The sequence below is a fragment of the Pseudomonas sp. 43A genome, from assembly GCF_013363935.1.
GTDB lineage: Bacteria > Pseudomonadota > Gammaproteobacteria > Pseudomonadales > Pseudomonadaceae > Aquipseudomonas > Aquipseudomonas crudilactis.
On sequence record NZ_CP054880.1, the window covers coordinates 6,256,100 to 6,278,407 of the forward strand.

The window sequence follows — 22,308 nt, forward strand, 5'->3', positions numbered from 1 at the left end:
GGATTTTTTTGCCGCAGCAGTGGTGGCTGACTGTGGTAATACTTAAACGCTTGACTTCTAAATGGGGGCCTTGCGGCTAATTTCAAGCCTTCTCGTCAATCGAAGGCGAAATTGGCGCAGGCGCCTTGCTGACCACAACCATGGCCGGACGCAGCAGGCGACCGTTGAGCTGGTAGCCCTTCTGGAACACCTTCAGAACGCTGTTCGGTTCTACGTCGGCGCTTTCCTGCATGGCCATTGCCTGATGCTGGACGGCGTTGAACGGTTCGCCATGCGGATCGATCGCTTCCAACTGATAACGCTTGAGGGTGTCGTGGAACATTTTCAGCGTCAGCTCGATGCCTTCGCGCATCGGACGGATGCTTTCGTCGTCCGGGTTCGACAGCTCGAGGCCGCGCTCCAGGCTGTCGACGATCGGCAGCAAGTCGCCAGCGAATTTTTCAAGGGCAAACTTGTGCGCCTTCTCGACGTCCTGCTCGGCACGGCGACGGACGTTCTGCAGATCGGCAGCTACACGCAGAGATTGATCCTGCGCGGCGGCCAATTGCTCTTCGAGCACTTGTACACGGGTCGCCAGGTCATCACCCGAACCTTCGGGCGCCTGATTGGCTTCTGGGTTTTGCGTATCTACTGTCTGTTCGTCAGCCATAGAATTCTCCTTTCAATTTCGTCCGCGAGCCTGACTCGCGCTTCTGCCCCGATATATGGGGCCGCAAAATCAGGCTTCAAGGGCCTTCAATCATTAACCCTACAAAAAAGTGCCGCATTGTCATTCCTCGATGCGCTAAGCAGATCTGCGTTTCAAGCAAATCGACCTAAGGGAGGGCATTGTCAGCCTGAAACAAAACACTGTATAAATAACCAGACCTAAAGCCTGGGAGCGGCCTTTATGCTGGTGCACCTGTCCGTACACAACTACGCCATCGTTGAACATCTCGATCTTGAACTTGATCGCGGGATGAGCGTGATCACAGGGGAAACCGGCGCCGGCAAGTCGATCATGCTTGACGCGCTTGGCCTGACCCTCGGTGATCGTGCCGACAGTGGCGTGGTGCGTCCCGGCGCCGACAAAGCCGACATCCTCGCGACTTTCGATCTGGCCGATATTCCCGAAGCCAGCGCGTGGCTGGCCGAACGCGATCTGGAGACTGATGGCCCCTGCATTCTGCGCCGGGTAATCACGTCGGAAGGTCGCTCGCGCGGCTACATCAATGGCACCCCTTGCCCCCTGGGCGATCTCAAGTCATTGGGCGAGTTGTTGATCGATATCCACAGCCAGCATGAACACCAGTCCCTGTTGAAAACCGATACCCATCGCCGCTTGCTGGACGAGTATGCCGGCGCCACGGATCTGGCCCGCCAGGTTCAGCTCGCCGCCCAGCGCTGGCGCCAGACTCGCCAGGAACTGGAGCGTCTGTCCAATTCCGGTGACGAACAACGCGCCCGCCATCAACTGCTCAGCTATCAGCTCGAAGAGCTGGAAAACCTCGGCCTCGGTGACAACGAACTGGAGCAACTGGAGCAGGAACACAAAAACCTGACCAACGCCGAGACGCTGCTGGGCATTTGCCGGCAAGTGGTAGAGCAATGCAGCGAAAGCGATTCCGGCAATGTGCTGAACGCGCTGACCGCCAGCCTCAATCGTCTGTCGAGCGTGAATAACTCCGTCGGCGCATTGGGCGAAGCCAGCAGCCTGCTGACCAGCGCACAGATTCAGGTTGAAGAGGCCGTCGGCGAACTCAATCGCTTCCTCGACAACTTCGATGCCGATCCGGCGCGCCTGCAGTATCTCGAAGAACGCCTCGACGCGATTTACACCCTGGCGCGCAAGCACCGGATTCAGCCAACCGAAGTCGGCGAAATGCAGCAGAAGCTGCTGGATGAAATCGAAACCCTCAATGCCAATGACGAATCCATTGAGCGCCTTGGGGAAGAATTGGCCTCCTATGCCCGCCACTATCAGGAGAAGGCCCGGGAACTGAGCGATTTGCGGCATCGTGCTGCCGGCAGCCTGGCCAGCGCGGTGGAGCAGGAGATTCAGCGACTTGGCATGCCCGGTGGGCGCTTCACCATTGAGCTACGCGCCAACTGCAGCGACGAACTGCTACCTAATGGACTGGAACAGGTTGAACTGCTGGTCAGCGCTAACCCCGGCCAACCGCTGAAGGCACTGGCGAAAGTGGCATCCGGTGGCGAGTTGTCACGGATAAGCCTGGCGATTCAGGTCATCACCGCGCAGACGTCTCGTGTGCCAACACTGGTATTCGACGAAGTCGACGTAGGCATCGGCGGCCCGACCGCTGAAATCGTCGGCCAGTTATTGCGCCGCCTCGGCGAACGCGGCCAGGTACTGACAGTGACTCACCTGCCCCAAGTAGCGGCGCAAGGGCATCAACATTTATTCGTACACAAGGTTCGGGGCGAAGAGGCAACGCATACAGCCGTCTCCAAATTGAGCAAAAATGAACGTATAGAAGAGGTGGCGCGAATGCTCGGCGGCATAGACTTAACCAAGGAGTCCCTGGCCCACGCCAAGAAAATGGTCGTCACCGCAAAAGTTTGATGATGGCAGAAAGCACGAAGGCGACCCTTGGGTCGCCTTCGCTCGTTTCGCGAACGGAAATTCGCGCGACATGCTTACTTTTTCTTGCGCACGTATAGAACCAGATTGTGATCAACCATCTCGAAGCCATGCTTCTCGACGATAGATTTCTGAAGTTTTTCGATTTCTTCGTCGAAGAATTCGATGACTTCACCCGACTCCACGTTGACCATATGGTCATGGTGACCACCATCGGCCAATTCGAATACCGCGTGGCCACCGTCGAAATTGTGACGGACCACGAGGCCAGCTGCTTCGAACTGGGTCAGAACACGGTAAACCGTGGCCAGACCGACGTCCTCGCCAGCTTCCATCAACGCCTTGTAGACGTCCTCGGCGCTCATGTGACGCTGCTCGGTGGAGTCGAGCATTTGCAGGATCTTGACCCGTGGCAGGGTCACTTTAAGGCCGGCTTTGCGTAGTTCGCTATTTTCAACCATGGTCAGCTTTCTCGCGATGCTGCTTCGCAGCTTCTCTTAATGCGGGTATGATCGGCGTTTACGTTGTCCCAGCCAAGATAGTGGAAGTCGCCCACCGATGCAAAACACCAAGCTCTTGCTAACCAGTTTCACCTTTGTGGGACTGCTCGCACTCGCCGGTTGTTCATTCCCCGGGGTTTACAAAATCGACATCCAGCAGGGCAATGTCGTCACGCAGGACATGATAGACCAGTTACGCCCGGGAATGACCCGGCCGCAAGTACGGTTTATCATGGGCAACCCTCTGCTTGCCGACACGTTCCATGCCGATCGCTGGGATTATCTGTACAGCCTGCAACCGGGTGGCGGTGAACGCCAACAGGAACGCATCAGCGTTATTTTCAACTCAAACGACCAGCTTGTCAGCCTGTCCGGTGACTTTATGCCGGGCGTAAGCCGTGACGAAGCCATTCTCGGCAAGGACAGTGGAACGACCGTGACCGCTCCTGCTGAAAACGCCGAGAAGCCAAAACCGGAAAAACCGGTCAAGCCAGGTTCCTTGCTGGATCAGATCCAGAAGGACGTCGATGGTGTGGAAACCGTTCCGGTTCCGACACCAGAGCCGCTGGATACCTCGCCGCAATAAATAATTGGCGAGGCAATAAAAAACCCGGAGATTCCGGGTTTTTTATTGCCTGCAATTTGTCCTTTTACGCGTTTCGAGCCTTGGCTGCGGCAGCCTTGGCAGCACGCAAACGTCGAACCTCTTTGGGGTCGGCAAGCAACGGGCGATAAATTTCGATGCGCTCCCCCTCCTGAATCACCCGCGTATCAGGGTCAGCCACCACTTTGCCGAAGATACCCAACGGACACTCCGCCAGATTCAGCTCGGGAAACTCGCTACAGATACCCGACGCAAGCACCGCACCCCGCACCGTCGCGCCTTCATTGACGCTGAATGAGCGCAATACCTGACGATCCACGGCCGCGTATACCACCTCTATCTCGATCACAGGATCAACCATGCATCTGCTTGGCGCGCTGGCAGAACGCGTCCACCAGCGTATTGGCGGCCTGATTGAACAGCGGCCCCAACGTCGCGCGCACCAGCGGCCCGGCGTAATCAAACGACAGATCCAGGCTGATCTTGCAGGCCTTCTCGTTCAACACCTTGAACACCCAGACGCCGTGCAGTTGATTGAACGGCCCTTCTTCCAGGTTCATCTCGATCGACTGCCCCGGCACCAGGGTATTGCGCGTCACAAAATGCTGACTGAGACCGCCCTTGGCCACGCCAACACTGGCGCGCATGTGCTCCGGCGAACTTTCCAGCACTTCAGCGGAGGAACACCACGGCAGAAATTCCGGGTAGCGCGCCACGTCGTTGACCAGGTCATAGAGAAATTGCGCCGGGTACGGCAGCAACGCCGATCGTTGAATATGTGTCGTCATGTAAGCGTTACTTCCAGAGCTGAGCGGCAAACACTACAACAATGCCGATAGGCGCCACGTAGCGCATCAAAAACAAAGACAGGGCGAACAGTGCCGGGTTGCGGATCGACAATTCATCGCGCACCGCTTCACGTCCCATCACCCATCCGGCAAACAGCACGAAACACAGGCCACCGAGCGGCAACATGATCCGCGAGGTGAAGAAATCGATCACGCCAAAGAAGTCCAGACCGCTCTGCGCACCCCATTGGTAGAGATGGAACATCCCGCCTTCGTTCACGAAAAATTTGGCTTCCTTCCAGATATTGAAGGAGAACACTGTACCCAGACCAACGAACCAGCAGATGAACGCCAGCCAGAAAGTCACCCACGCGCGGCTGACTTTGGTGCGCTCAACCAGATAGGCAACCATCGGCTCCAGAAGGGAGATCGCCGAACTCCATGCCGCGATCGCCACCAGCACAAAGAACACCACGCCCATCAACTGACCGAACGCCACATTACCAAAGGCAAATGGCAGACTGACGAACATCAGCCCCGGCCCTTCGCTAGGGTTCAGGCCTCCGGCAAATACAATCGGGAACAGGGCCAGGCCGGCGATCAGCGAAACAAAGGTATCGAGCAGTGCCACGCCGACAACGGTTCCCGACAACGATGAGCTCTTTGGCATATAAGCACCGTAGATCATGATCGAGCCGACACCGACACTCAGCGAGAAGAACGCATGCCCCATCGCCGGCAACAAGCCGTCGAGGACTTTTTCCGGGTGGAAGTCGAACATGAAATGCACGCCCTCCATGAAATGCCCGGTGGTCATGCTGTAACCCAGCAATACCAGGATCATCACGAACAGCAGCGGCATCATGATGCGCAGGCTGCGTTCAAGCCCGGCGACCACGCCTTTGGCGATGACGAAGGCCGACAGCAGCATAAAAATCGTGTGCCAAAGTGTCAGACGCCATGGATTGGAGATGACATTGCCGAAATAAGCGCCGACCTGATCGGCCGTGGCGCCCTGGAAGTCACCGCGCCCCATGTCGACGATGTAGTCCAGCGACCAGCCGCCGACCACACTATAGAAAGACAGGATCAGCAACGCCGTGATCATCCCGGCAAATGCCCCCCACGACCACTTGCCCGAGTGCCCGGCTTCCAGCGCCAGCACCTTCAAGGCGTTCGCCGGACTCTGCCGAGCGCGCCGGCCGATCAGGGTTTCAGCCAGCATGACCGGGATGCCGATCAGCGCGATACACGCCAGAAACATCAGCACAAAGGCACCGCCGCCGTAGACCCCGACCATGTAGGGGAACTTCCAGATACTACCCAGTCCCACGGCCGAACCGGTCGCGGCGAGTATGAATACCCAGCGGCTAGCCCAACTGCCGTGGACAGAAACCTTGTCTGTCGACATCGTTTATCACGCCCAAGCGTTAGAAAAAGAGGCCGCATTGTCCGGGATTCACTCAACCTGCTCAAGCACGCAGCATCACCGTAGCCGACAGCCGTTTATCTCCATATAATGCCGCCCCTATGGCTAAACAGAAGAAACACCCAACAGGGACCATCGCGCAGAACAAAAAGGCGCGACACGATTACTTCATCGAACACAAGTTCGAGGCTGGTCTGGTCCTGGCCGGCTGGGAAGTAAAAAGTCTGCGGGCAAGCAAGCTACAGCTGGTCGACAGCTATGTCCTGCTCAAGGATGGCGAAGCGTGGTTGCTCGGCAGCCACATCACGCCTCTGATGACCGCAAGCACCCACGTCATCGCCGACCCGGTGCGCACACGCAAATTGCTGCTCAACCGCCGCGAGCTGGAAAAGCTTGCAGCGATGGTGCAGCAAAAGGGTTACGCCTGCGTCTGCCTGTCCTGGTACTGGAGCAAGCACATGGTCAAGTGCGAGATCGCTCTGGGCAAGGGCAAGAAGGAATACGACAAGCGTGACACCGAGCGCGAGCGCGATGCCGGTCGTGAACTGCAGCGTGCGGTGCGCAACAAGGGCAAGGAAGATTAATTTCCTCTGCCTTTAGAGCGTATTCGCGAGCAAGCTCGCTCCCACCTTGGAATGCATTTCAAATGTGGGAGCGAGCTTGCTCGCGAACGCTATTGCAACATCACCACAGAAACAACTGATCACATCCCCTTGCGCCGCTCCGCCCGAGCCATGCGCTGAACCTCCTGCCGCACCTCTTCCAGCACTTCCTGCACATACAAAATATGTCTGCTGGAAACTTCCCGCGCCTGCTCCGCACGACCTTCAATAATCGCCATATACAATTCCCGATGCTGGGTAATCAGCATGTCGCGGGTTTCCGTGCGCTGCTTGTACATGCCGCCGATGTTGGTGACCACATTACGTTTGAGCAGATCGAACAGCCCGCGAATAGTGTGCAGCAACACCGCGTTATGGCTGGCTTCGGCAATTGCCAGATGGAATTTCGCATCAGCCGCGCCCTCCTCCGCCCGGCTGACTTCATCGTGACGCGAATAGCAGTCCTGTAGTTCTTCGAACGCTGCGGTCAAGCGCTCGCGATCCACATCAGTAGCGCGCAATGCAGCGTAATAGGCGCACGATGCCTCCAGAGTGTGCCGAAATTCCAGTAGATCGCGTTGTGCCTCGGGGTTGCTTTCAAGCAGCTGCAACAGCGGATCACTGAACGTCGACCCGAGGCTTTCCACCACATAATTGCCGCCGCCCTGGCGACTGACCAGCAGCCCTTTGGCCGCCAGTTTCTGAATCGCTTCGCGCAGCGACGGCCGTGATACGCCAAATTGTTCGGCCAGCGTGCGCTCCGCCGGCAGCCGCTCACCGGACTTCAGCGTGCCCTCGAGGATCATCCCCTCAAGTCGCTCGACAATATCGTCAGACAAACGGCGCTGCCGAATCTGATCAAACCCCATAACTCATTTCTCCACGATCCCGACCGCTCGCCGGGCTCTCTATTCTGGCCTATCGGCGCCTTGCCGACACCTACCAGACGCCACTTGCCGAAACCGGATCAGATGCGATCTGCACCGCTTGTTCGGCAAAAGTTTCAGGGCGACAAATTGACACACCGACATCAAGGCTTTTACCCTAGCCAACAGCGATTGTAAATTGGTCTTACCAATTATCCAAGAACGCTGACAGTGCCTGACCAACAACAATTAGGGGCCACCCCATATGCAAACCTGGCAACAGCTCTACAGCCCGCTCGGCAGTCTCGGCGTGTCCGCACTCGCGGCCGTCATCCCCATCGTGTTCTTTTTCCTCGCATTGGCGGTGTTCCGCCTCAAAGGCCATGTCGCCGGGAGCATCACCCTCGCCCTGTCGATTGCCGTAGCAATCTTCGCGTTCCAGATGCCGGTCGACATGGCCTTCGCCGCCGCCGGATACGGTTTCGCCTACGGTCTGTGGCCGATTGCCTGGATCATTGTCGCGGCGGTATTCCTCTACAAACTGACGGTCAAAAGTGGCCAGTTCGAGGTCATTCGCAGTTCGGTGTTATCGATTACTGACGACCAGCGCCTGCAAGTGCTGCTGATCGGTTTCTGCTTCGGTGCGTTTCTGGAAGGTGCTGCCGGTTTCGGTGCGCCCGTGGCGATTACTGCCGCACTTCTGGTAGGGCTGGGCTTCAACCCGCTGTACGCCGCCGGCCTGTGCCTGATCGCCAACACCGCGCCGGTTGCGTTCGGTGCCCTGGGGATCCCGATCATCGTTGCCGGCCAAGTCACCGGCATCGACGCGTTCAAGATCGGCGCCATGACCGGTCGCCAACTGCCACTGCTGTCGCTGTTCGTACCGTTCTGGCTAGTGTTCATGATGGACGGTCTGCGCGGCGTGCGCGAAACCTGGCCGGCTGCATTGGTCGCGGGCCTGAGCTTCGCCATCACCCAGTACTTCACGTCCAACTTCATCGGCCCAGAGTTGCCGGACATCACCTCGGCCTTGGCCAGCCTGATTTCCCTGACCCTGTTCCTGAAAGTCTGGCAGCCAAAACGCACCGCCGGCGCGCAAATCGCTGGCGCCACCTCCAGCGCAGCAATCACCGCCAGCGTCGGTGGTTTCGGCCAAAAGCGCACCACCGTGGCGTCGCCTTACAGCCTTGGGGAAATTTTCAAAGCCTGGTCGCCGTTTCTGATCCTCACCGTGCTGGTGACCATCTGGACGCTGAAGCCTTTCAAAGCGATGTTCGCCGCTGGCGGTTCGATGTACAGCTGGGTGTTCAACTTCGCGATCCCGCATCTTGATCAACTGGTGATCAAAACCGCACCGATCGTGGCCGCCCCGACTGCCATCCCGGCGGTGTTCAAACTCGACCCGATTTCCGCGACTGGCACGGCGATTTTCTTCTCCGCGCTGATCTCGATGCTGGTCCTGAAGATCAATTTCAAAACTGGTCTTACCACTTTGAAAGAAACCTTCTACGAACTGCGCTGGCCCATCCTGTCGATCGGCATGGTGCTGGCGTTCGCCTTCGTCACCAACTACTCCGGCATGTCTTCGACCATGGCCCTGGTATTGGCCGGAACCGGCGCGGCATTCCCGTTCTTCTCGCCGTTCCTCGGCTGGCTCGGCGTGTTCCTCACCGGTTCCGATACTTCGTCCAACGCGCTGTTCAGTTCATTGCAGGCGACCACCGCACACCAGATCGGCGTCAACGACACCCTGCTGGTGGCAGCGAACACCAGCGGCGGAGTGACCGGCAAAATGATCTCGCCACAATCGATCGCCGTGGCCTGCGCCGCGACCGGACTGGTGGGCAAGGAATCGGATCTGTTCCGCTTCACGCTCAAGCACAGCCTATTCTTTGCAACGATTGTCGGTTTGATCACCCTGGCTCAGGCCTACTGGTTCACCGGCATGTTGGTGCACTAAACCTACAAGAAGCATGGAAATAACCGACGCCGATCCGTGATTTCAGCGTCAGCAATTCACAACCCGGTCTGTAAGGCTGCTGAAAGCAACTCTCTCTATATTTCAGCAGCCGCAACAGACGGATAACCGGGCCCACCCGGAGACACGCCTGATGAGCGAGCTTTTTTACAACGCCGTGCCAAACGCGACCCGTGTGGCACCGCCACTGCCCGAACCTCGGCAATACCCCAGCGAGAAACCGGCGCGGGTCTACCTGTTCGGCACGTGCGTGGTCGATCTGTTCTACCCCGAAGCCGGGATGGACGCGATCCACTTGCTGGAGCGCGAAGGGATCCGGGTCGAGTATCCACAAGGGCAAAGTTGCTGCGGGCAACCGGCCTACACCTCGGGTTACACCGAGCAGGCGCGGACGGTAGCGCGCTCGCAGCTGGCGCTGTTTGCCGGGGACTATCCGGTGGTGGTGCCGTCGGGATCCTGCGCCGGCATGCTGCGCGAGCATTACGCCGACTTGTTCAAGGACGAGCCGGAGACGTTGAGACAGGTTCAGGCCCTCGCGGCCCGCACCTATGAACTGGCCGAGTTTCTGCTGTTCGTCTGCAAGGTGCAGCTCAAGGACAGCGGCGAACCGGTCAAAGTCGCGCTGCACACTTCGTGTTCGGCACGCCGCGAAATGAACACCCACCTGCACGGCCGCGAGTTGTTGGCGCAGTTGAGCAACGTGGAACGGGTCAACCATGACCACGAAAGCGAATGCTGTGGCTTCGGCGGAACATTCAGCGTCCGTATGCCAGACATTTCCGGCGCGATGGTGGCTGACAAGACCCAAGCGTTGAAGGATTCCGGCGCGCACAAGGTATTGAGCGCCGATTGTGGCTGTTTGATGAACATCAACGGCGCATTGGAGAAACAAAAAGAAGCGCTGCGCGGGCAACATCTCGCCAGCTTTCTGTGGCAACGAACCGGGGGTGCGCAATGAGCACTTCCGCGATTATTCCTACGGTCGCCGTAGAAGAGGATTTCCGCACCCGGGCGCACAACGCCTTGGGTGATCAGCAACTGCGGAACAACTTCCGCACTGCCATGGACTCACTGATGCTCAAGCGGGCAGCCGCTTTCAGCGATGCCCACGAAAGAGAACATTTGCGCGCACTGGGCAATTCGATCAAAGCCCGCGCGCTGTCCAAGTTGCCCGACCTGCTCGAGCAACTGGAACAGAACCTGACCCGCAACGGTGTGACAGTGCACTGGGCGGAAACGGTGGACGAGGCCAATGGCATCGTCTTATCGATCATCCGCGCTCACGAGGCGCGGCAAGTGATCAAGGGCAAATCGATGGTCAGCGAAGAGATGGAGATGAACCATTTCCTCGAGGCTCGGGACATTGAATGTCTGGAGTCCGATATGGGGGAATACATCGTCCAGCTCGACCACGAGAAGCCTTCACACATCATTATGCCGGCGATCCACAAGAATGCCGGTCAGGTCGCGTCCTTGTTCCACGACAAACTTGGCGTGGAATACACCAAGGACGTTGACCAACTCATTCAGATCGGTCGCAGAGTCCTGCGGCAGAAATTCTTCGAAGCGGACATCGGCGTCTCCGGTGTCAACTTCGCCGTGGCCGAAACCGGCACCCTGCTGCTGGTGGAAAACGAAGGCAACGGCCGCATGACCACCACCGTGCCGCCAGTGCACATCGCCGTCACCGGTATCGAAAAAGTCGTGGAAAACCTACGCGACGTGGTGCCGTTGCTGTCACTGCTGACGCGCTCGGCGCTGGGCATTCCGATCACCACTTACGTCAACATGATCTCCGGCCCGCGCAAGGAACACGAACTCGACGGCCCACAGGAAGTGCATCTGGTGCTGCTCGACAACGGTCGCAGCCAGGCTTTCGCCGACAGCGAACTGCGCCAGACCTTGAATTGCATCCGCTGCGGCGCCTGCATGAATCATTGCCCAGTCTATACCCGCGTCGGCGGCCACACTTACGGCGAGGTGTATCCGGGGCCGATCGGCAAAATCATCACCCCGCACATGGTCGGTCTGGCGAAGGTACCGGATCACCCGAGCGCGTCATCGCTGTGCGGTGCCTGCGGTGAAGTCTGCCCGGTAAAAATTCCGATCCCGGCGATCCTGCGACGCCTGCGCGAAGAAAACGTCAAAGCCCCTGACAGCCCGAATCAAGTGATGCGCGGTCAGGGCAGCAAGTATTCGCGCAAGGAACGCTTTATCTGGAACGCCTGGGCGAAACTCAACAGCTCGCCAACCTTGTATCGACTGTTCGGTTTCTTCGCCACGCGCCTGCGCGCCCTGACGCCAAGCAACGTCGGCCCTTGGACACAAAACCACAGCGCGCCGAAACCCGCCGCTCGCTCACTGCACGACATGGCCCGCGAGCATCTGGCCAAACAGGGAGACCGCTGATGAGCGCCAAGCACAATATCCTCGGCAAACTGCGGAAAAGTCTGACGGGAACCACACCGATTGCCGACGACTTCGATGTCGATCTGGTGACGCAGCCCTACACCTACAGCGCCGAACAACGCATCCCGCAACTGCGCAAATTGATGGAAGCGGTGCACACCGAAATCCACCTGACCTCAGGCGAAGAATGGCCAGCCTTGCTCGCACAATTGCTGCGTGATCGTCAGCTGCCGAGCCTGTTGATCGCACCGACGACAGCGCACGGGCAGAAAATCGTTCAGCACTGGGCGAACAATCCCGAGCTGCCGACGCTGAAATCCTACGACCGGCCGATGGAAGAGTGGAAAGCCGAACTGTTCAATGACACCCCGGCCAGTCTCACCGGAACCCTCGGCGCGATCGCCGCCACCGGCAGTTTGATCATGTGGCCAACCCGAGAAGAACCACGACTGATGAGCCTGGTGCCGCCGGTGCATTTCGCCCTGCTCAAGGCCAGTGAAATCCGCGACAACTTCTATCAGGTGCAACAGGAATTCGAATGGGCGCAAGGCATGCCGACCAATGCTCTACTGGTCTCCGGCCCATCGAAAACTGCCGACATTGAGCAAGTACTGGCATACGGCGCCCACGGCCCGAAAGACCTGGTGGTTCTGATTCTGGAGGACCAATGACGCTTCCCGTTGACTTCCTGCGTGATGCGCAGCAACTGATTCCCGCCGAGCGCCGTTTTGATGACCCGTTATCGACCCTGGCCTTTGGTACGGATGCCAGTTTTTATCGACTGATTCCGCAACTGGTAATCCGCGTCGAGTCCGAAGATGAAGTGGTCGCGCTGCTGAAACTGGCCCAGCGTGACCATGTCCCGGTGACCTTCCGCGCTGCGGGCACCAGCCTGTCAGGCCAAGCGATTAGCGACTCCGTGTTGATAGTGCTTGGGGATAACTGGAACGCCCGCGAGATTCGTGGCCAAGGCACGCAGATTCGCCTGCAACCAGGTGTGATCGGCGCGCAGGCCAACGCATGGCTGGCACCGTTCGGGCGCAAGATCGGCCCGGATCCAGCGTCGATCAACGCCTGCAAGATCGGCGGCATCGTCGCCAACAACGCCAGCGGCATGTGCTGCGGCACCGCGCAAAACACCTACCACACGCTGGCCGGCATTCGCCTGGTACTCGCCGATGGCACACGCCTGGATACCGAGGACGCTGCCAGCGTCGACGCTTTTCGCAACAGTCATGGCGAGTTGCTGGAGCGCTTGACGACCTTGGGCCGCGAAACCCGCGCCAACGCCGAACTCGCCGCACGAATCCGCCACAAATACCGTCTGAAAAATACCACTGGCCTGTCGCTGAATGCCTTGGTGGATTTCGATGAGCCTGTGGATATCTTGAGCCACCTGCTGGTCGGTTCCGAAGGCACGCTTGGCTTCATCAGCGCGGTGACCTACAACACGGTGATCGATCACCCGAACAAGGCTTCGGCGCTGATCGTGTTCCCGGATGTGGAAACCTGCTGCAACGCGGTCACCGTGTTGAAAAGCCAACCGGTATCCGCCGTAGAACTGCTGGATCGGCGCAGCCTGCGCTCGGTGCAAGACAAACCGGGTATGCCCGCGTTCGTACAGCAGCTGTCGAACAATGCCTGCGCGCTGCTGATCGAATCCCGCGCCGCGTCTTCCACTTTACTGCAGGAACACCTGGCGCAAATCATGGCGTCGCTCAGTGGTTTCCCGGTGGAGAAGCAAGTCGACTTCACCGAAGATCCTCTGGAAAACGCCAAGCTCTGGGCAATCCGCAAAGACACCTTCCCCGCCGTCGGCGCCGTGCGTAAAACCGGCACCACGGTGATCATCGAAGACGTGACCTTCCCGGTCGAACAACTGGCCATTGGCGTCAATCGCTTGATCGAGCTGTTCGATAAACATGCCTACGACGAGGCGATCCTTTTCGGACACGCGCTGGAAGGCAATCTGCACTTCGTCTTCACCCAAGGCTTCAACAACCCGGAAGAAGTCGCACGCTATCAAGCGTTCATGGACGACGTCGCGCAACTGGTTGCGGTGGAATTCGGTGGATCGTTGAAAGCCGAACACGGCACCGGCCGCAACATGGCGCCGTTCGTGGAACTGGAATGGGGCAGCGACGCCTATCAGTTGATGTGGCAGCTCAAACGTCTGCTCGACCCGAACGGGATTCTCAATCCAGACGTGGTGCTCAGCGAAGATCCACAGATTCACCTCAAAAACCTCAAACCGCTGCCGGCGGCCGACGAGATTGTGGATAAATGCATCGAATGCGGTTTCTGCGAACCGGTCTGCCCATCTAAAGGACTGACCCTGAGCCCGCGTCAGCGCATTGTGATCTGGCGCGATATTCAGGCGAAAAAACGCGCCGGCGTCGACACCACCGAACTGGAAAAAGCCTACGAGTACCAAGGCATAGAAACCTGCGCCGCCACTGGTCTGTGCGCGCAACGTTGTCCCGTAGGCATCAACACCGGCGAGCTGGTGAAAAAGCTCCGAGGCCGACACGCAACGCATCAGAAAACGGCTGACTGGATTGAAGGAAATTTCGCCAAGACTTTGCAGGGCGCACGCTTCACTCTGCACGTGGCCAACGGTGCGCGGATGATGCTCGGCGCGCCGCGTCTGGCGAAACTTTCGGCAACCATTACGCGGCTGTCCAAGGGCCAAGTGCCGTTGTGGACGAATGCGATGCCGCAACCGGAGAAGGCGATTCGCTTCAGCCCGAGCGTGTCGGACGAGCGCCCGCGCGTGGTGTATCTCGCAGCGTGTGTCTCGCGAGTCATGGGCCCGGCGGCGGGCGATAAAGAGCAGATATCGCTGTACGACAAAACCTGTGGGTTGCTGGAAAAGGCCGGTTATCAAGTGGTCTTCCCGGACAATCTGGACAATCTCTGCTGCGGTCAGCCATTCGCTTCCAAGGGCTATGCCGAACAGGCCGAGCACAAGCGCCAAGAGCTGATCAGCGCACTGTTGCACGCCAGTCGCGGCGGACTCGATCCGATCTATTGCGACACCAGTCCGTGCACGTTGCGCCTGGTGCAGGATGTCGGCGATGTTCGTCTGGATCTGTACGATCCGGTGCGCTTCATCCGTACGCATCTTCTCGAACGACTCGACTTCACCCCGCAAGATGCACCGATTGCCGTGCACGTGACCTGCAGCACTCAGCATCTGGGCGAAAGCCAGGCGCTGATTGATCTGGCGCGCAAGTGCAGCAAAACCGTAGTGATTCCGGAAGGGATTCATTGCTGCGGATTTGCCGGCGACAAGGGCTTCACCACACCGGAGTTGAACAGCCATTCGCTGCGCACGCTCAAGGACGCGGTGCAGCATTGCAGCGAGGGGATTTCCACCAGTCGCACGTGTGAAATCGGCCTGACGCAACACGGCGGAATCGATTATCACGGCCTGGTTTATCTGGTCGATCGAGTCACTCAGGCGAAGGCCTGCTGAAGAAAATCAGAACCCTTGCGCGAGACCGCAGTCCACAGAACAGGCCTCGAACACTCGGGGCCGTTCCTTCTTTCGGTGACCGGCACTCAGGGTCAGCGAAGTCTGGATCCCTCAGCGTAAGGAGATACACATGAAACGTTCTGTACTGCTCGGTCTGTTCGTTACTGCCTCGGTGATGGCGTCGACTTCGTTTGCCGCCGGGCCAGACAGCCTGTGCGAAGCTAATCTGCAAACCATCAATAACGCGAAATCGGAATATCAGACTTCATCGGAGCTGAACGCGCGCGTCTCCGCCAGTGTGGCGAGAGCCCAGGCCCTCAAAGCCCAAGGCAAGATTGATGACTGCGTCGCGGAAACCCAGCAAACAATTCTGGAAATCCAGAAAACCTCGGGTGACACCAAGAAGTGATAGTGAGCAGGCGTTTTGATACCAGATGTAAAAAAAACCGAATTCCTGCGTAGCGCGGCGGTCGATTAAACAGGCCCTACGCTAACGTAGCCTGTTATGACCTCGGCATCGCCGCCAGACCGTCCGGCAGCACCGAGCCCTACCGTTCAAGGAGATACCCATGAAGCATTCTGCAATTGCTGGATTGTTCATCGCTGGTGCCCTGCTGACGTCGCCGGTGTTCGCGGCAGACAAAGACCTTTGTGCAGGTAATCTTCAAGCCATCAAAGACTTTGTCACCAGTCAGCCATCCCTTCCTGAATCTTCCATGAACAACATCAAGGCGGATCAGGAGAAAGCCATGGCGGCTCAAGCGGCCGGCAACGACAAGGATTGCGTTGAGATCACTTCGGGCCTGATGACTAAAATGCAGATCCGTAACCCAACACGTAACTGACAGACCTCAAGGCCAACCTTCGGGTTGGCCTTACACGCCGATTGGCGTACACTGCGCAGGCTTGTTGCTCACCAAGATGTACAGAGCAATGAGTTCGGGGCCGTTTAGGATTCGACGCCGGTTGCGAAACTTTAGGTGCATGCCGACTTGGTAACAGAAGTCGTAAATCCACTGTTGCAACTACTTATAGTTGCCAATGACGACCAATACGGTGTTGCTCTCGCTGCTTAATTGCAGCTGACAATGCTCCTGGTACCTTCGGGTCCAGCAATCATCAGGGGATGTCTGTAAACCCAAAATGATTGTCATATAGAACAGAATCGCCGTGCAGTACGTTGTGGACGAAGCGGCTAAAACTTACACAACTCGCCCAAAGCACCCTGCCCGTCGGGTCGCTGAGGGTTAACTTAATAGACACGGCTACGCATGTAGTACCGACAGCGGAGTACTGGCGGACGGGGGTTCAAATCCCCCCGGCTCCACCAACTCTCAACAACAAAGCCCGCCAAGTGCGGGCTTTGTTGCATCTAGCCGTCCCATCCAGCCCCTTTCGAAAACCAACCCCGTCCACACACCTCAATGCTCATGCCGATGATGCACATCCGGGAAATGCGCATGACGGTGACGCATCGGCGTATGCACATGCGGATGACTGTGCGGCTCCGTTCCATCCCAGTCAAACCCGTGCACATGCTGGTGATGCTCGTCATGTGTGTGGCGATGATCATGCTCGAGCCGTTCGTGCTGATGCTCATGAGTATGGTTCTCCATCAGATGAATCCATACCCCCACGGCCATTAACGCTGCAGCGAGCAGGAACATCAGCGATACCGACTCGCCCAGCAGCAGAATCGAGATACCTGCGCCCAGAAACGGCGCGGTGGAAAAGTACGCGCCGGTGCGCGCACTGCCCAGCCCGCGCAGGGCCAGGACGAACATCACCAGGCTGACGCCATAACCGAGAAATCCGACCAGCAGAATGGGCACCAGCGAGGCGGCTGCGGGCAGCTGTTTGCCGATGAACAAGGCGAGGCCGCAGTTGACCAACCCCGCCACAAGACCTTTGCTGCCCGCGATAAACAGTGCATCCGAGGCAGACACCTTACGCGTCAGGTTGTTGTCGATGGCCCAGCAAAAGCAGGCAAAGGCGACGGCCAGCGGCCCTGTCCAGTCCTGCGCCGAGACGGCCTCTTGCGGCCATGACAACACGACACCACCCGCCACGATGGCGAGCATGCCAATCACGATTCGCCGATCGGCATTTTCCTTGAACACTACCCACGCCAGCAGTGCCGTGAGCACTGATTCCAGATTGAGCATCAGTGACGCGCTCGCGCCGGACGTTCTGGTCAAACCGAACATCAACGCCACCGGCGCCAGCACACCGCCGAAGCCGATGGCGCCGACCAGCCACGGCCATTCGCCGGGTCCGAGTCCGGAACGCTGCCAGCCTCGATCGCGGGCAAAACGCAGGACGGTCAAACCCAGCCCGCTGCCCAGATAGAGCAACCCGGCCAATAGAATCGGTGAAATCTGTACCCCCAACAGCTTGGCGAGTGGCGTACTGGCGCCAAACAATGCTGCCGCAACCAACGCGTAGAGCACGCTCGCATTCATGAAGGGATCACTCGCTCGGGCCGATGAAATACCGGCGACAATCATGGCAGAACTCAGGTGAGAATTATGTGAACGGTTTCGCCCGCTGACCACATGCCTTGAGATGACTTTCCGTGATCACCACGACTGCTGTCTGGTTTTATCGCCACGCCCTCCTTCCCACACAGAACGTCCTAGGAAAATTCCCGCAACACGCGTCGACTTTGATGAACTGGTGGACAGTTCCTCGTGGCGTTACCCTCCACGACCACTGCCATCCCAATGGACGACTTGGCAGACGCAATTGCAGTGAATGTTCACTCCACGGAGCTACGTCATGAAGAAAATCACCCGCCTTTCCCTGGTTGGCCCGGCACCTTGCGACGCGCCAGCGTCCAGCACTCAAATCCAATCGAATACCACCGCACGCAACGAGGCGCAGAACCGGCGGCGTAGAGTTCCTCTCAATCAGCTCATCAGGGTACGCGACGATGTTGACACCCTGACCCTGCTCACCCACGCCAGCGAGATTCTCGACTCTCTGACGGCCATCAGCGCCAACTTTGCCGATGAGTTCGACGGTTCGAAACGCCATGTGGCGGTGGCAATGAAGCAATTGAGCGCACTGGCCGAGATCCTGGTCTGCCGGGCACGGGACAATCTTGATCCGCAGGGCGCGCCGCCCTCATCCAGGCCTGAAACCTGCCATTGACGGGCAAAGTCTGTGCACTTTTATTGACGCATCAGACACGGTTGGAGCCGCCCATCGAGATGAATTTTTCTTCACTGCAGCTGCGCGGCCAACCCTTGTACAGTCCGTTCGCTCATTCAAGAAACTACGGTTCGCCCGCGCTCCTGCGGGCTTTTTTTTGCCTGAAACAAAGCCCCTGCTTCGCCACGACTTGCCGAAACCCGGCGGATTGCGCGACTCTGCCGGAAGATTCCCCATTCCGGAGCGCCCGATGCCGCTGTTGACCCTGCCCTGCCAACGCCTGACGCTCGCGATACTGGCTCCGGACCAGGCCGAACTTGAAAGCGAGTTCTATCAACGCAACCAGCGTCACCTCGCGCCATGGTCGCCTATCCGCACCACCGAATATTTCTCCACCGAGCAGATTCGCCGGCGTCTTGAAATACAGGCCAGCGCCTTCGAGGCCGGGCTGGCCCTGCATTTCGCACTACTGACGCCGGACGGCCAGCAGATGATCGGCGCATGCAACTTCAGCGGCATTATTCGCGGGGCCTTTCAGGCGTGTTATCTGGGCTATCACATCGATGAGGCCCAACAGGGACAGGGCTTGATGCACGAGGCGCTGGAGGCTGGCATCGCTTACATGTTCGATACCCAGAACCTGCACCGGATCATGGCCAATTACATTCCGGGCAACGAACGCAGTGCGCGCTTGCTTGAGCGCCTGGGCTTCGAACGTGAGGGTTACGCCAAGGCGTATCTGAACATTGCCGGACGCTGGCAGGACCACGTGATGACGGCGCTGGTCAACTCCAGGTTCGAAACGCCGGAAAAGCGCTGGTCGAAACCTTTGGCGTGAGTTTCACAATTCGTTAAGGATTGCCGTCGTATGCTCAGGCCTCCCGCCCCTTCCGGTTGCCTGATCCTTATGTCGCGTGCCGTCACTTCGCTGTTTCTGCTTGCTGCCCTGCTGTTTTTCTTCGCGCTGGGTAACCACCAGTTGCAAGGCTCCACCGAGGCCCGCGTCGCCGGCATCGCCATGGAGATGCATCTGGACGACGACTGGGTGACACCTCGTCTGTTCGGCGAACCGTTTCTGGAAAAACCACCGCTGAGCCTGTGGCTGGATGCTGGTGCCATGCGCGTATTCGGCGTGTCACCGTGGGCCGTGCGACTGGCGTCGGCGGTGGCCGGGCTGCTCAGTGTGATGCTGCTGTACGGCATGTTGCGCCGCTTTGAACGGCCGAAGATGATTGCCTGGACGGCGGGCATTCTGCTCGCGACCATGGCCAGTTACTGGAGCAATGTGCGCGGCGTCGGTGAAGATGCATTGCTCGCCCTCGGCGTGACCACGGCACTGCTCGCCTTTTTCCAGGCGCAACGAGCATCGACTCTCGGCAACTCGCTGTTGTTTGTCGTCGGGATCGCCATCGCTACATTGAGCAAAGGTGTGCTGGGGCTGGCAATGCCGGGGGTGGTGATTTTTGCTTATCTGCTGGCTGACAACCTGATGGACAAGCGCCTGAAAATCACCGATTGGCTGCGCCCGGGCTTACTGACCCTGGTCGGTTTGATTCCGCTGCTGATCTGGCTCGTCATCCTCTTCCAGCACGGCGGCGCACAGGCCGTCAAAGAGGTGCTGCTGACCAACAGTGTCGGGCGCTTCAGCGGATCATTCGTCGAGGCCGGGCACTATGAACCGTTTTATTACTACCTCGCCAAACTGCCGGAAGCCTTCCTGCCGTGGAACATTCTGGTGTACCTGGGGCTCTGGCATTTCCGCAAACAATTGAAGGCCAACCGCTACTTGCTGTTTTTCAGCCTGTGGATCGTTGCGCAGTTCGTGATGCTGACGTTGGCATCGAGCAAGCGCACGGTGTATCTGATGTCGATGACGCCAGCCGCAGCGGTGATCGCGGCAGAATATGCAGGCGTGTTGTTCGAACGATTGAAGCAGTACGAATCCGCCAATCGATTCGTAGGCCGAATCGCCCGTCATCGTCAGACACTGGCAGTGGGTGTGCTCACGCTGGTAATCGGCAGTTACCTCGCGGCCGCGCAGTGGGCCCTGCCCCACGCCGACAAAAAGCTTTCCTTCCTGCCGTTGAGCGCAGAGATTCAGACGCTGCAAACTGCCGGGCATCAAGTCGCACTGTTTCAGGCCAACGAGCGGGTCGGTGGCGCCACGGTCTTCTACACCCAGCAAGTGCTCAAAGGCCTGGATACCGAAGTGCAGCTGCGAGATTTCCTCGCGGCCTCGCCCTCGCATGTCGTGGTGATGGCCGGCGACAGCGAACCCGCGCCGCCACTGAAAGTACTCAAGACCATGATGGTCGGACGACAGGCGTATTACTTCGTCGGCTATTGAGGCCTGCGCAGCCGCATAAAAAAACCGCCGATGATTGGCGGTTTTTTTCATTTCATCCGGACCGGTTCAGAGAGAGACCTCAGACTGCGCAATGAAAGCTTCCTGCGTGCGCTTGCTCAGCACCGGCGCATCCAGCCGCGCGCGCCCGTAGAAGGCCAACGCTGTCAGCAAACACGCCAGCCAGACGAAGATTCCAGCCCAGAAGGTGTGGGACATGTAGTGCCAGCCTTGCAGGACGCGAGTAGTGCCATACACGAATCCCAGCAGCAGCGAGCCCCACAAGATTGCACTGGAAAAGCGCCATTGATAGCGGCGCGCCACGAAGTACAGCGCCAGCATGGTGAAGCCACCCGACGCATGACCACCCGGCCAGCACCGGCCACTCCCGGCTTCGTGGAACAGTTGAAAGTTGCTGTACCACTTAATGTGGGCCATTTTTCCGCCGTACAGCGTGGTCTCGATCGGGCAGTAAACGCTGGTGTGGGATTTGAGGAAATGGATCACCCCGGTGCAGACCGCAAACGCGACCACCACAAACAGAAAATCCCTACGATGATCAGCGGCAAAGCGCAGCACTGGCGCGACCTTACTGCGCTCCAGCATTGCGCCGAGGCGCGGACGCTTGTGCGGATTGACCAATGGCCAGACCACCGACAGCAGCGCGCCGATCAGGGCGACTTCCGCCGTCCAGTTCGGAATGATCCGCGCCCATTTGTGGGTGAGTTTTTCAAAAAAGTGGATTTTGTCGAGCGGGAAGGTCTGGGTCAGCGGATCGAACAGCAGGTTGCTGAAGGCGATGTCGATTTTAGTCATGTCGAACATCAGGAACACCAGCGCCGCACAGGCGAGCGGAATACCAAAGTTGTATGCGTAGAAGCGGGATTTCATCGGGTATTCACCGTGCGCCAGTCGGAGGCTTCAATGAAGCCGAGCATCTTGGGAGCCGCCGGACTGGCAGCGGAAACAAACAATGACGAGCCATAACCCATGTCCGAGGCTGGCACTTTGAGGTCTTTCTCGATTTGCGCCATGCATTCGCTGTGGGTCACCAGCACCAGATTGCGACCGGGAACCTTGTGGGCCAGCGCATCCTGCAACATGCGCCCCCGGCAATTGATCAACCAGTCGTCACCGCTGGCGGCATGGTTGAACATGTAACCGGCGGTCTGCACCGTGCGCATCGACGGGCTGTTATAGATGTCGGCGTTGTTCAGGCCCAATTGTTCGAACCTTGCACCGACCGCCACCGCGACACTGCGCGAGCGATCGGTGATGCCGTCATTGCCACTCAGGCATGCCGCTTTGGAGTGATCGCAACGCTCGACGTGACGCACCAGCACGATCATCTCACCCTTGGCCCATCCCGCCGCCAACGCTTGCGCACCGGCAACATTGCCGTGGGCCAGGTCCGGCACCGCCGCCGGCGCCAGCAACCACAGGGTTACGGGGATCACCAATACCGATGCAGCCAACACCACCCAGGTGTTGCGAAAACGCGCCAAAAAGCTCAGATCGATCGAGCGTTTGACGCCGAACAGACTCAGTCTCAATTCCACAAAAACCGCCTCGCCAC

The 22,308-nt window shown here is 58.4% G+C and carries 22 protein-coding genes and 1 other RNA gene; 14 read left to right on the forward strand and 9 right to left on the reverse strand.

Annotated elements, in window-relative coordinates:
• Positions 1-82: 82 nt before the first annotated feature.
• Positions 83-649 (reverse strand): nucleotide exchange factor GrpE, encoded by a 567-nt coding sequence (gene grpE, locus HUW52_RS27680; RefSeq protein ID WP_007915219.1) that lies wholly within the window; start codon positions 647-649, stop codon positions 83-85.
• A gap of 240 nt (positions 650-889) precedes the next feature.
• Between grpE and recN the strand changes: the two genes are divergently transcribed.
• Positions 890-2,563 carry a DNA repair protein RecN gene (gene recN / locus HUW52_RS27685; RefSeq protein WP_016986507.1) on the forward strand — a complete coding sequence of 558 codons (1,674 nt, stop codon included), beginning with the start codon at positions 890-892 and terminating at the stop codon, positions 2,561-2,563.
• A gap of 74 nt (positions 2,564-2,637) precedes the next feature.
• Here recN and fur read toward each other — a convergent pair whose 3' ends face one another.
• Positions 2,638-3,042, reverse strand: coding sequence for a ferric iron uptake transcriptional regulator (gene fur, locus HUW52_RS27690; RefSeq protein ID WP_016771770.1), 405 nt, complete (start codon positions 3,040-3,042; stop codon positions 2,638-2,640).
• A gap of 97 nt (positions 3,043-3,139) precedes the next feature.
• Here fur and HUW52_RS27695 point away from each other — a divergent pair, with 97 nt between their 5' ends.
• Positions 3,140-3,667, forward strand: coding sequence for an outer membrane protein assembly factor BamE (locus tag HUW52_RS27695; RefSeq protein ID WP_016986508.1), 528 nt, complete (start codon positions 3,140-3,142; stop codon positions 3,665-3,667).
• A gap of 64 nt (positions 3,668-3,731) precedes the next feature.
• On the opposite strand, the gene HUW52_RS27700 is transcribed toward HUW52_RS27695, so the two are convergent.
• From HUW52_RS27700 to HUW52_RS27710, 3 genes are read right to left on the reverse strand one after another with little or no spacing between them, the layout of a single operon-like run.
• Complete coding sequence (locus tag HUW52_RS27700) at positions 3,732-4,046, reverse strand: RnfH family protein (RefSeq protein WP_016986509.1); 315 nt, start codon at positions 4,044-4,046, stop codon at positions 3,732-3,734.
• A complete protein-coding gene (locus HUW52_RS27705; protein ID WP_016986510.1) occupies positions 4,039-4,473 on the reverse strand; it encodes a type II toxin-antitoxin system RatA family toxin in 435 nt (144 codons plus the stop codon). The genes HUW52_RS27700 and HUW52_RS27705 overlap by 8 nt, the downstream gene beginning before the upstream one ends.
• Positions 4,474-4,480: 7 nt before the next feature.
• The gene (locus HUW52_RS27710; RefSeq protein ID WP_016986511.1) at positions 4,481-5,884 is read right to left on the reverse strand and encodes a sodium-dependent transporter; all 1,404 of its coding nucleotides are present in this window, start codon (positions 5,882-5,884) and stop codon (positions 4,481-4,483) included.
• Positions 5,885-6,003: 119 nt separating this feature from the next.
• Here HUW52_RS27710 and smpB point away from each other — a divergent pair, with 119 nt between their 5' ends.
• The gene (gene smpB, locus HUW52_RS27715) at positions 6,004-6,486 is read left to right on the forward strand and encodes an SsrA-binding protein SmpB (RefSeq protein WP_008088297.1); all 483 of its coding nucleotides are present in this window, start codon (positions 6,004-6,006) and stop codon (positions 6,484-6,486) included.
• Positions 6,487-6,605: 119 nt separating this feature from the next.
• Here smpB and HUW52_RS27720 read toward each other — a convergent pair whose 3' ends face one another.
• Positions 6,606-7,373: an FCD domain-containing protein gene (locus tag HUW52_RS27720; RefSeq protein ID WP_016986512.1), complete on the reverse strand. Its 768-nt coding sequence runs from the start codon at positions 7,371-7,373 to the stop codon at positions 6,606-6,608.
• A 262-nt stretch (positions 7,374-7,635) separates the two neighbouring features.
• Between HUW52_RS27720 and HUW52_RS27725 the strand changes: the two genes are divergently transcribed.
• From HUW52_RS27725 to ssrA, 8 genes are all read left to right on the forward strand, one after another.
• On the forward strand, positions 7,636-9,330 hold the full coding sequence (locus HUW52_RS27725; RefSeq protein WP_034154408.1) for a lactate permease LctP family transporter: 1,695 nt from the start codon (positions 7,636-7,638) through the stop codon (positions 9,328-9,330).
• A 151-nt stretch (positions 9,331-9,481) separates the two neighbouring features.
• A complete protein-coding gene (locus HUW52_RS27730) occupies positions 9,482-10,306 on the forward strand; it encodes a (Fe-S)-binding protein (RefSeq protein ID WP_016986514.1) in 825 nt (274 codons plus the stop codon).
• Positions 10,303-11,757, forward strand: a complete 1,455-nt coding sequence (locus HUW52_RS27735) for a LutB/LldF family L-lactate oxidation iron-sulfur protein (protein WP_016986515.1) — start codon at positions 10,303-10,305, stop codon at positions 11,755-11,757. Before HUW52_RS27730 ends, HUW52_RS27735 begins: the two co-directional genes overlap by 4 nt.
• On the forward strand, positions 11,757-12,428 hold the full coding sequence (locus HUW52_RS27740) for a lactate utilization protein (RefSeq protein ID WP_175555415.1): 672 nt from the start codon (positions 11,757-11,759) through the stop codon (positions 12,426-12,428). Before HUW52_RS27735 ends, HUW52_RS27740 begins: the two co-directional genes overlap by 1 nt.
• Positions 12,425-15,235, forward strand: coding sequence for an FAD-binding and (Fe-S)-binding domain-containing protein (locus HUW52_RS27745; protein ID WP_175555416.1), 2,811 nt, complete (start codon positions 12,425-12,427; stop codon positions 15,233-15,235). Before HUW52_RS27740 ends, HUW52_RS27745 begins: the two co-directional genes overlap by 4 nt.
• A 130-nt stretch (positions 15,236-15,365) precedes the next feature.
• Positions 15,366-15,644: a hypothetical protein gene (locus tag HUW52_RS27750; RefSeq protein WP_134174495.1), complete on the forward strand. Its 279-nt coding sequence runs from the start codon at positions 15,366-15,368 to the stop codon at positions 15,642-15,644.
• A 160-nt stretch (positions 15,645-15,804) separates the two neighbouring features.
• On the forward strand, positions 15,805-16,080 hold the full coding sequence (locus HUW52_RS27755; RefSeq protein WP_175555417.1) for a hypothetical protein: 276 nt from the start codon (positions 15,805-15,807) through the stop codon (positions 16,078-16,080).
• 96 nt (positions 16,081-16,176) lie between these two features.
• Positions 16,177-16,565, forward strand: a transfer-messenger RNA (tmRNA) gene (gene ssrA / locus HUW52_RS27760).
• A 91-nt stretch (positions 16,566-16,656) separates the two neighbouring features.
• Here the strand turns inward: ssrA and HUW52_RS27765 are convergent.
• Positions 16,657-17,697: a DMT family transporter gene (locus HUW52_RS27765; protein WP_175555418.1), complete on the reverse strand. Its 1,041-nt coding sequence runs from the start codon at positions 17,695-17,697 to the stop codon at positions 16,657-16,659.
• A 316-nt stretch (positions 17,698-18,013) separates the two neighbouring features.
• Between HUW52_RS27765 and HUW52_RS27770 the strand changes: the two genes are divergently transcribed.
• From HUW52_RS27770 to HUW52_RS27780, 3 genes are all read left to right on the forward strand, one after another.
• Positions 18,014-18,388: a DUF6124 family protein gene (locus HUW52_RS27770; RefSeq protein ID WP_175555419.1), complete on the forward strand. Its 375-nt coding sequence runs from the start codon at positions 18,014-18,016 to the stop codon at positions 18,386-18,388.
• Between the two features lie 250 nt (positions 18,389-18,638).
• The gene (gene rimJ, locus HUW52_RS27775; protein ID WP_175555420.1) at positions 18,639-19,226 is read left to right on the forward strand and encodes a ribosomal protein S5-alanine N-acetyltransferase; all 588 of its coding nucleotides are present in this window, start codon (positions 18,639-18,641) and stop codon (positions 19,224-19,226) included.
• A gap of 30 nt (positions 19,227-19,256) precedes the next feature.
• The gene (locus HUW52_RS27780) at positions 19,257-20,735 is read left to right on the forward strand and encodes a glycosyltransferase family 39 protein (RefSeq protein ID WP_256667880.1); all 1,479 of its coding nucleotides are present in this window, start codon (positions 19,257-19,259) and stop codon (positions 20,733-20,735) included.
• A gap of 66 nt (positions 20,736-20,801) precedes the next feature.
• On the opposite strand, the gene HUW52_RS27785 is transcribed toward HUW52_RS27780, so the two are convergent.
• Positions 20,802-21,623 (reverse strand): phosphatase PAP2 family protein, encoded by an 822-nt coding sequence (locus HUW52_RS27785; RefSeq protein WP_175555421.1) that lies wholly within the window; start codon positions 21,621-21,623, stop codon positions 20,802-20,804.
• Positions 21,620-22,291: a histidine phosphatase family protein gene (locus HUW52_RS27790; RefSeq protein ID WP_175555422.1), complete on the reverse strand. Its 672-nt coding sequence runs from the start codon at positions 22,289-22,291 to the stop codon at positions 21,620-21,622. The genes HUW52_RS27785 and HUW52_RS27790 overlap by 4 nt, the downstream gene beginning before the upstream one ends.
• Between the last annotated feature and the right edge of the window lie 17 nt (positions 22,292-22,308).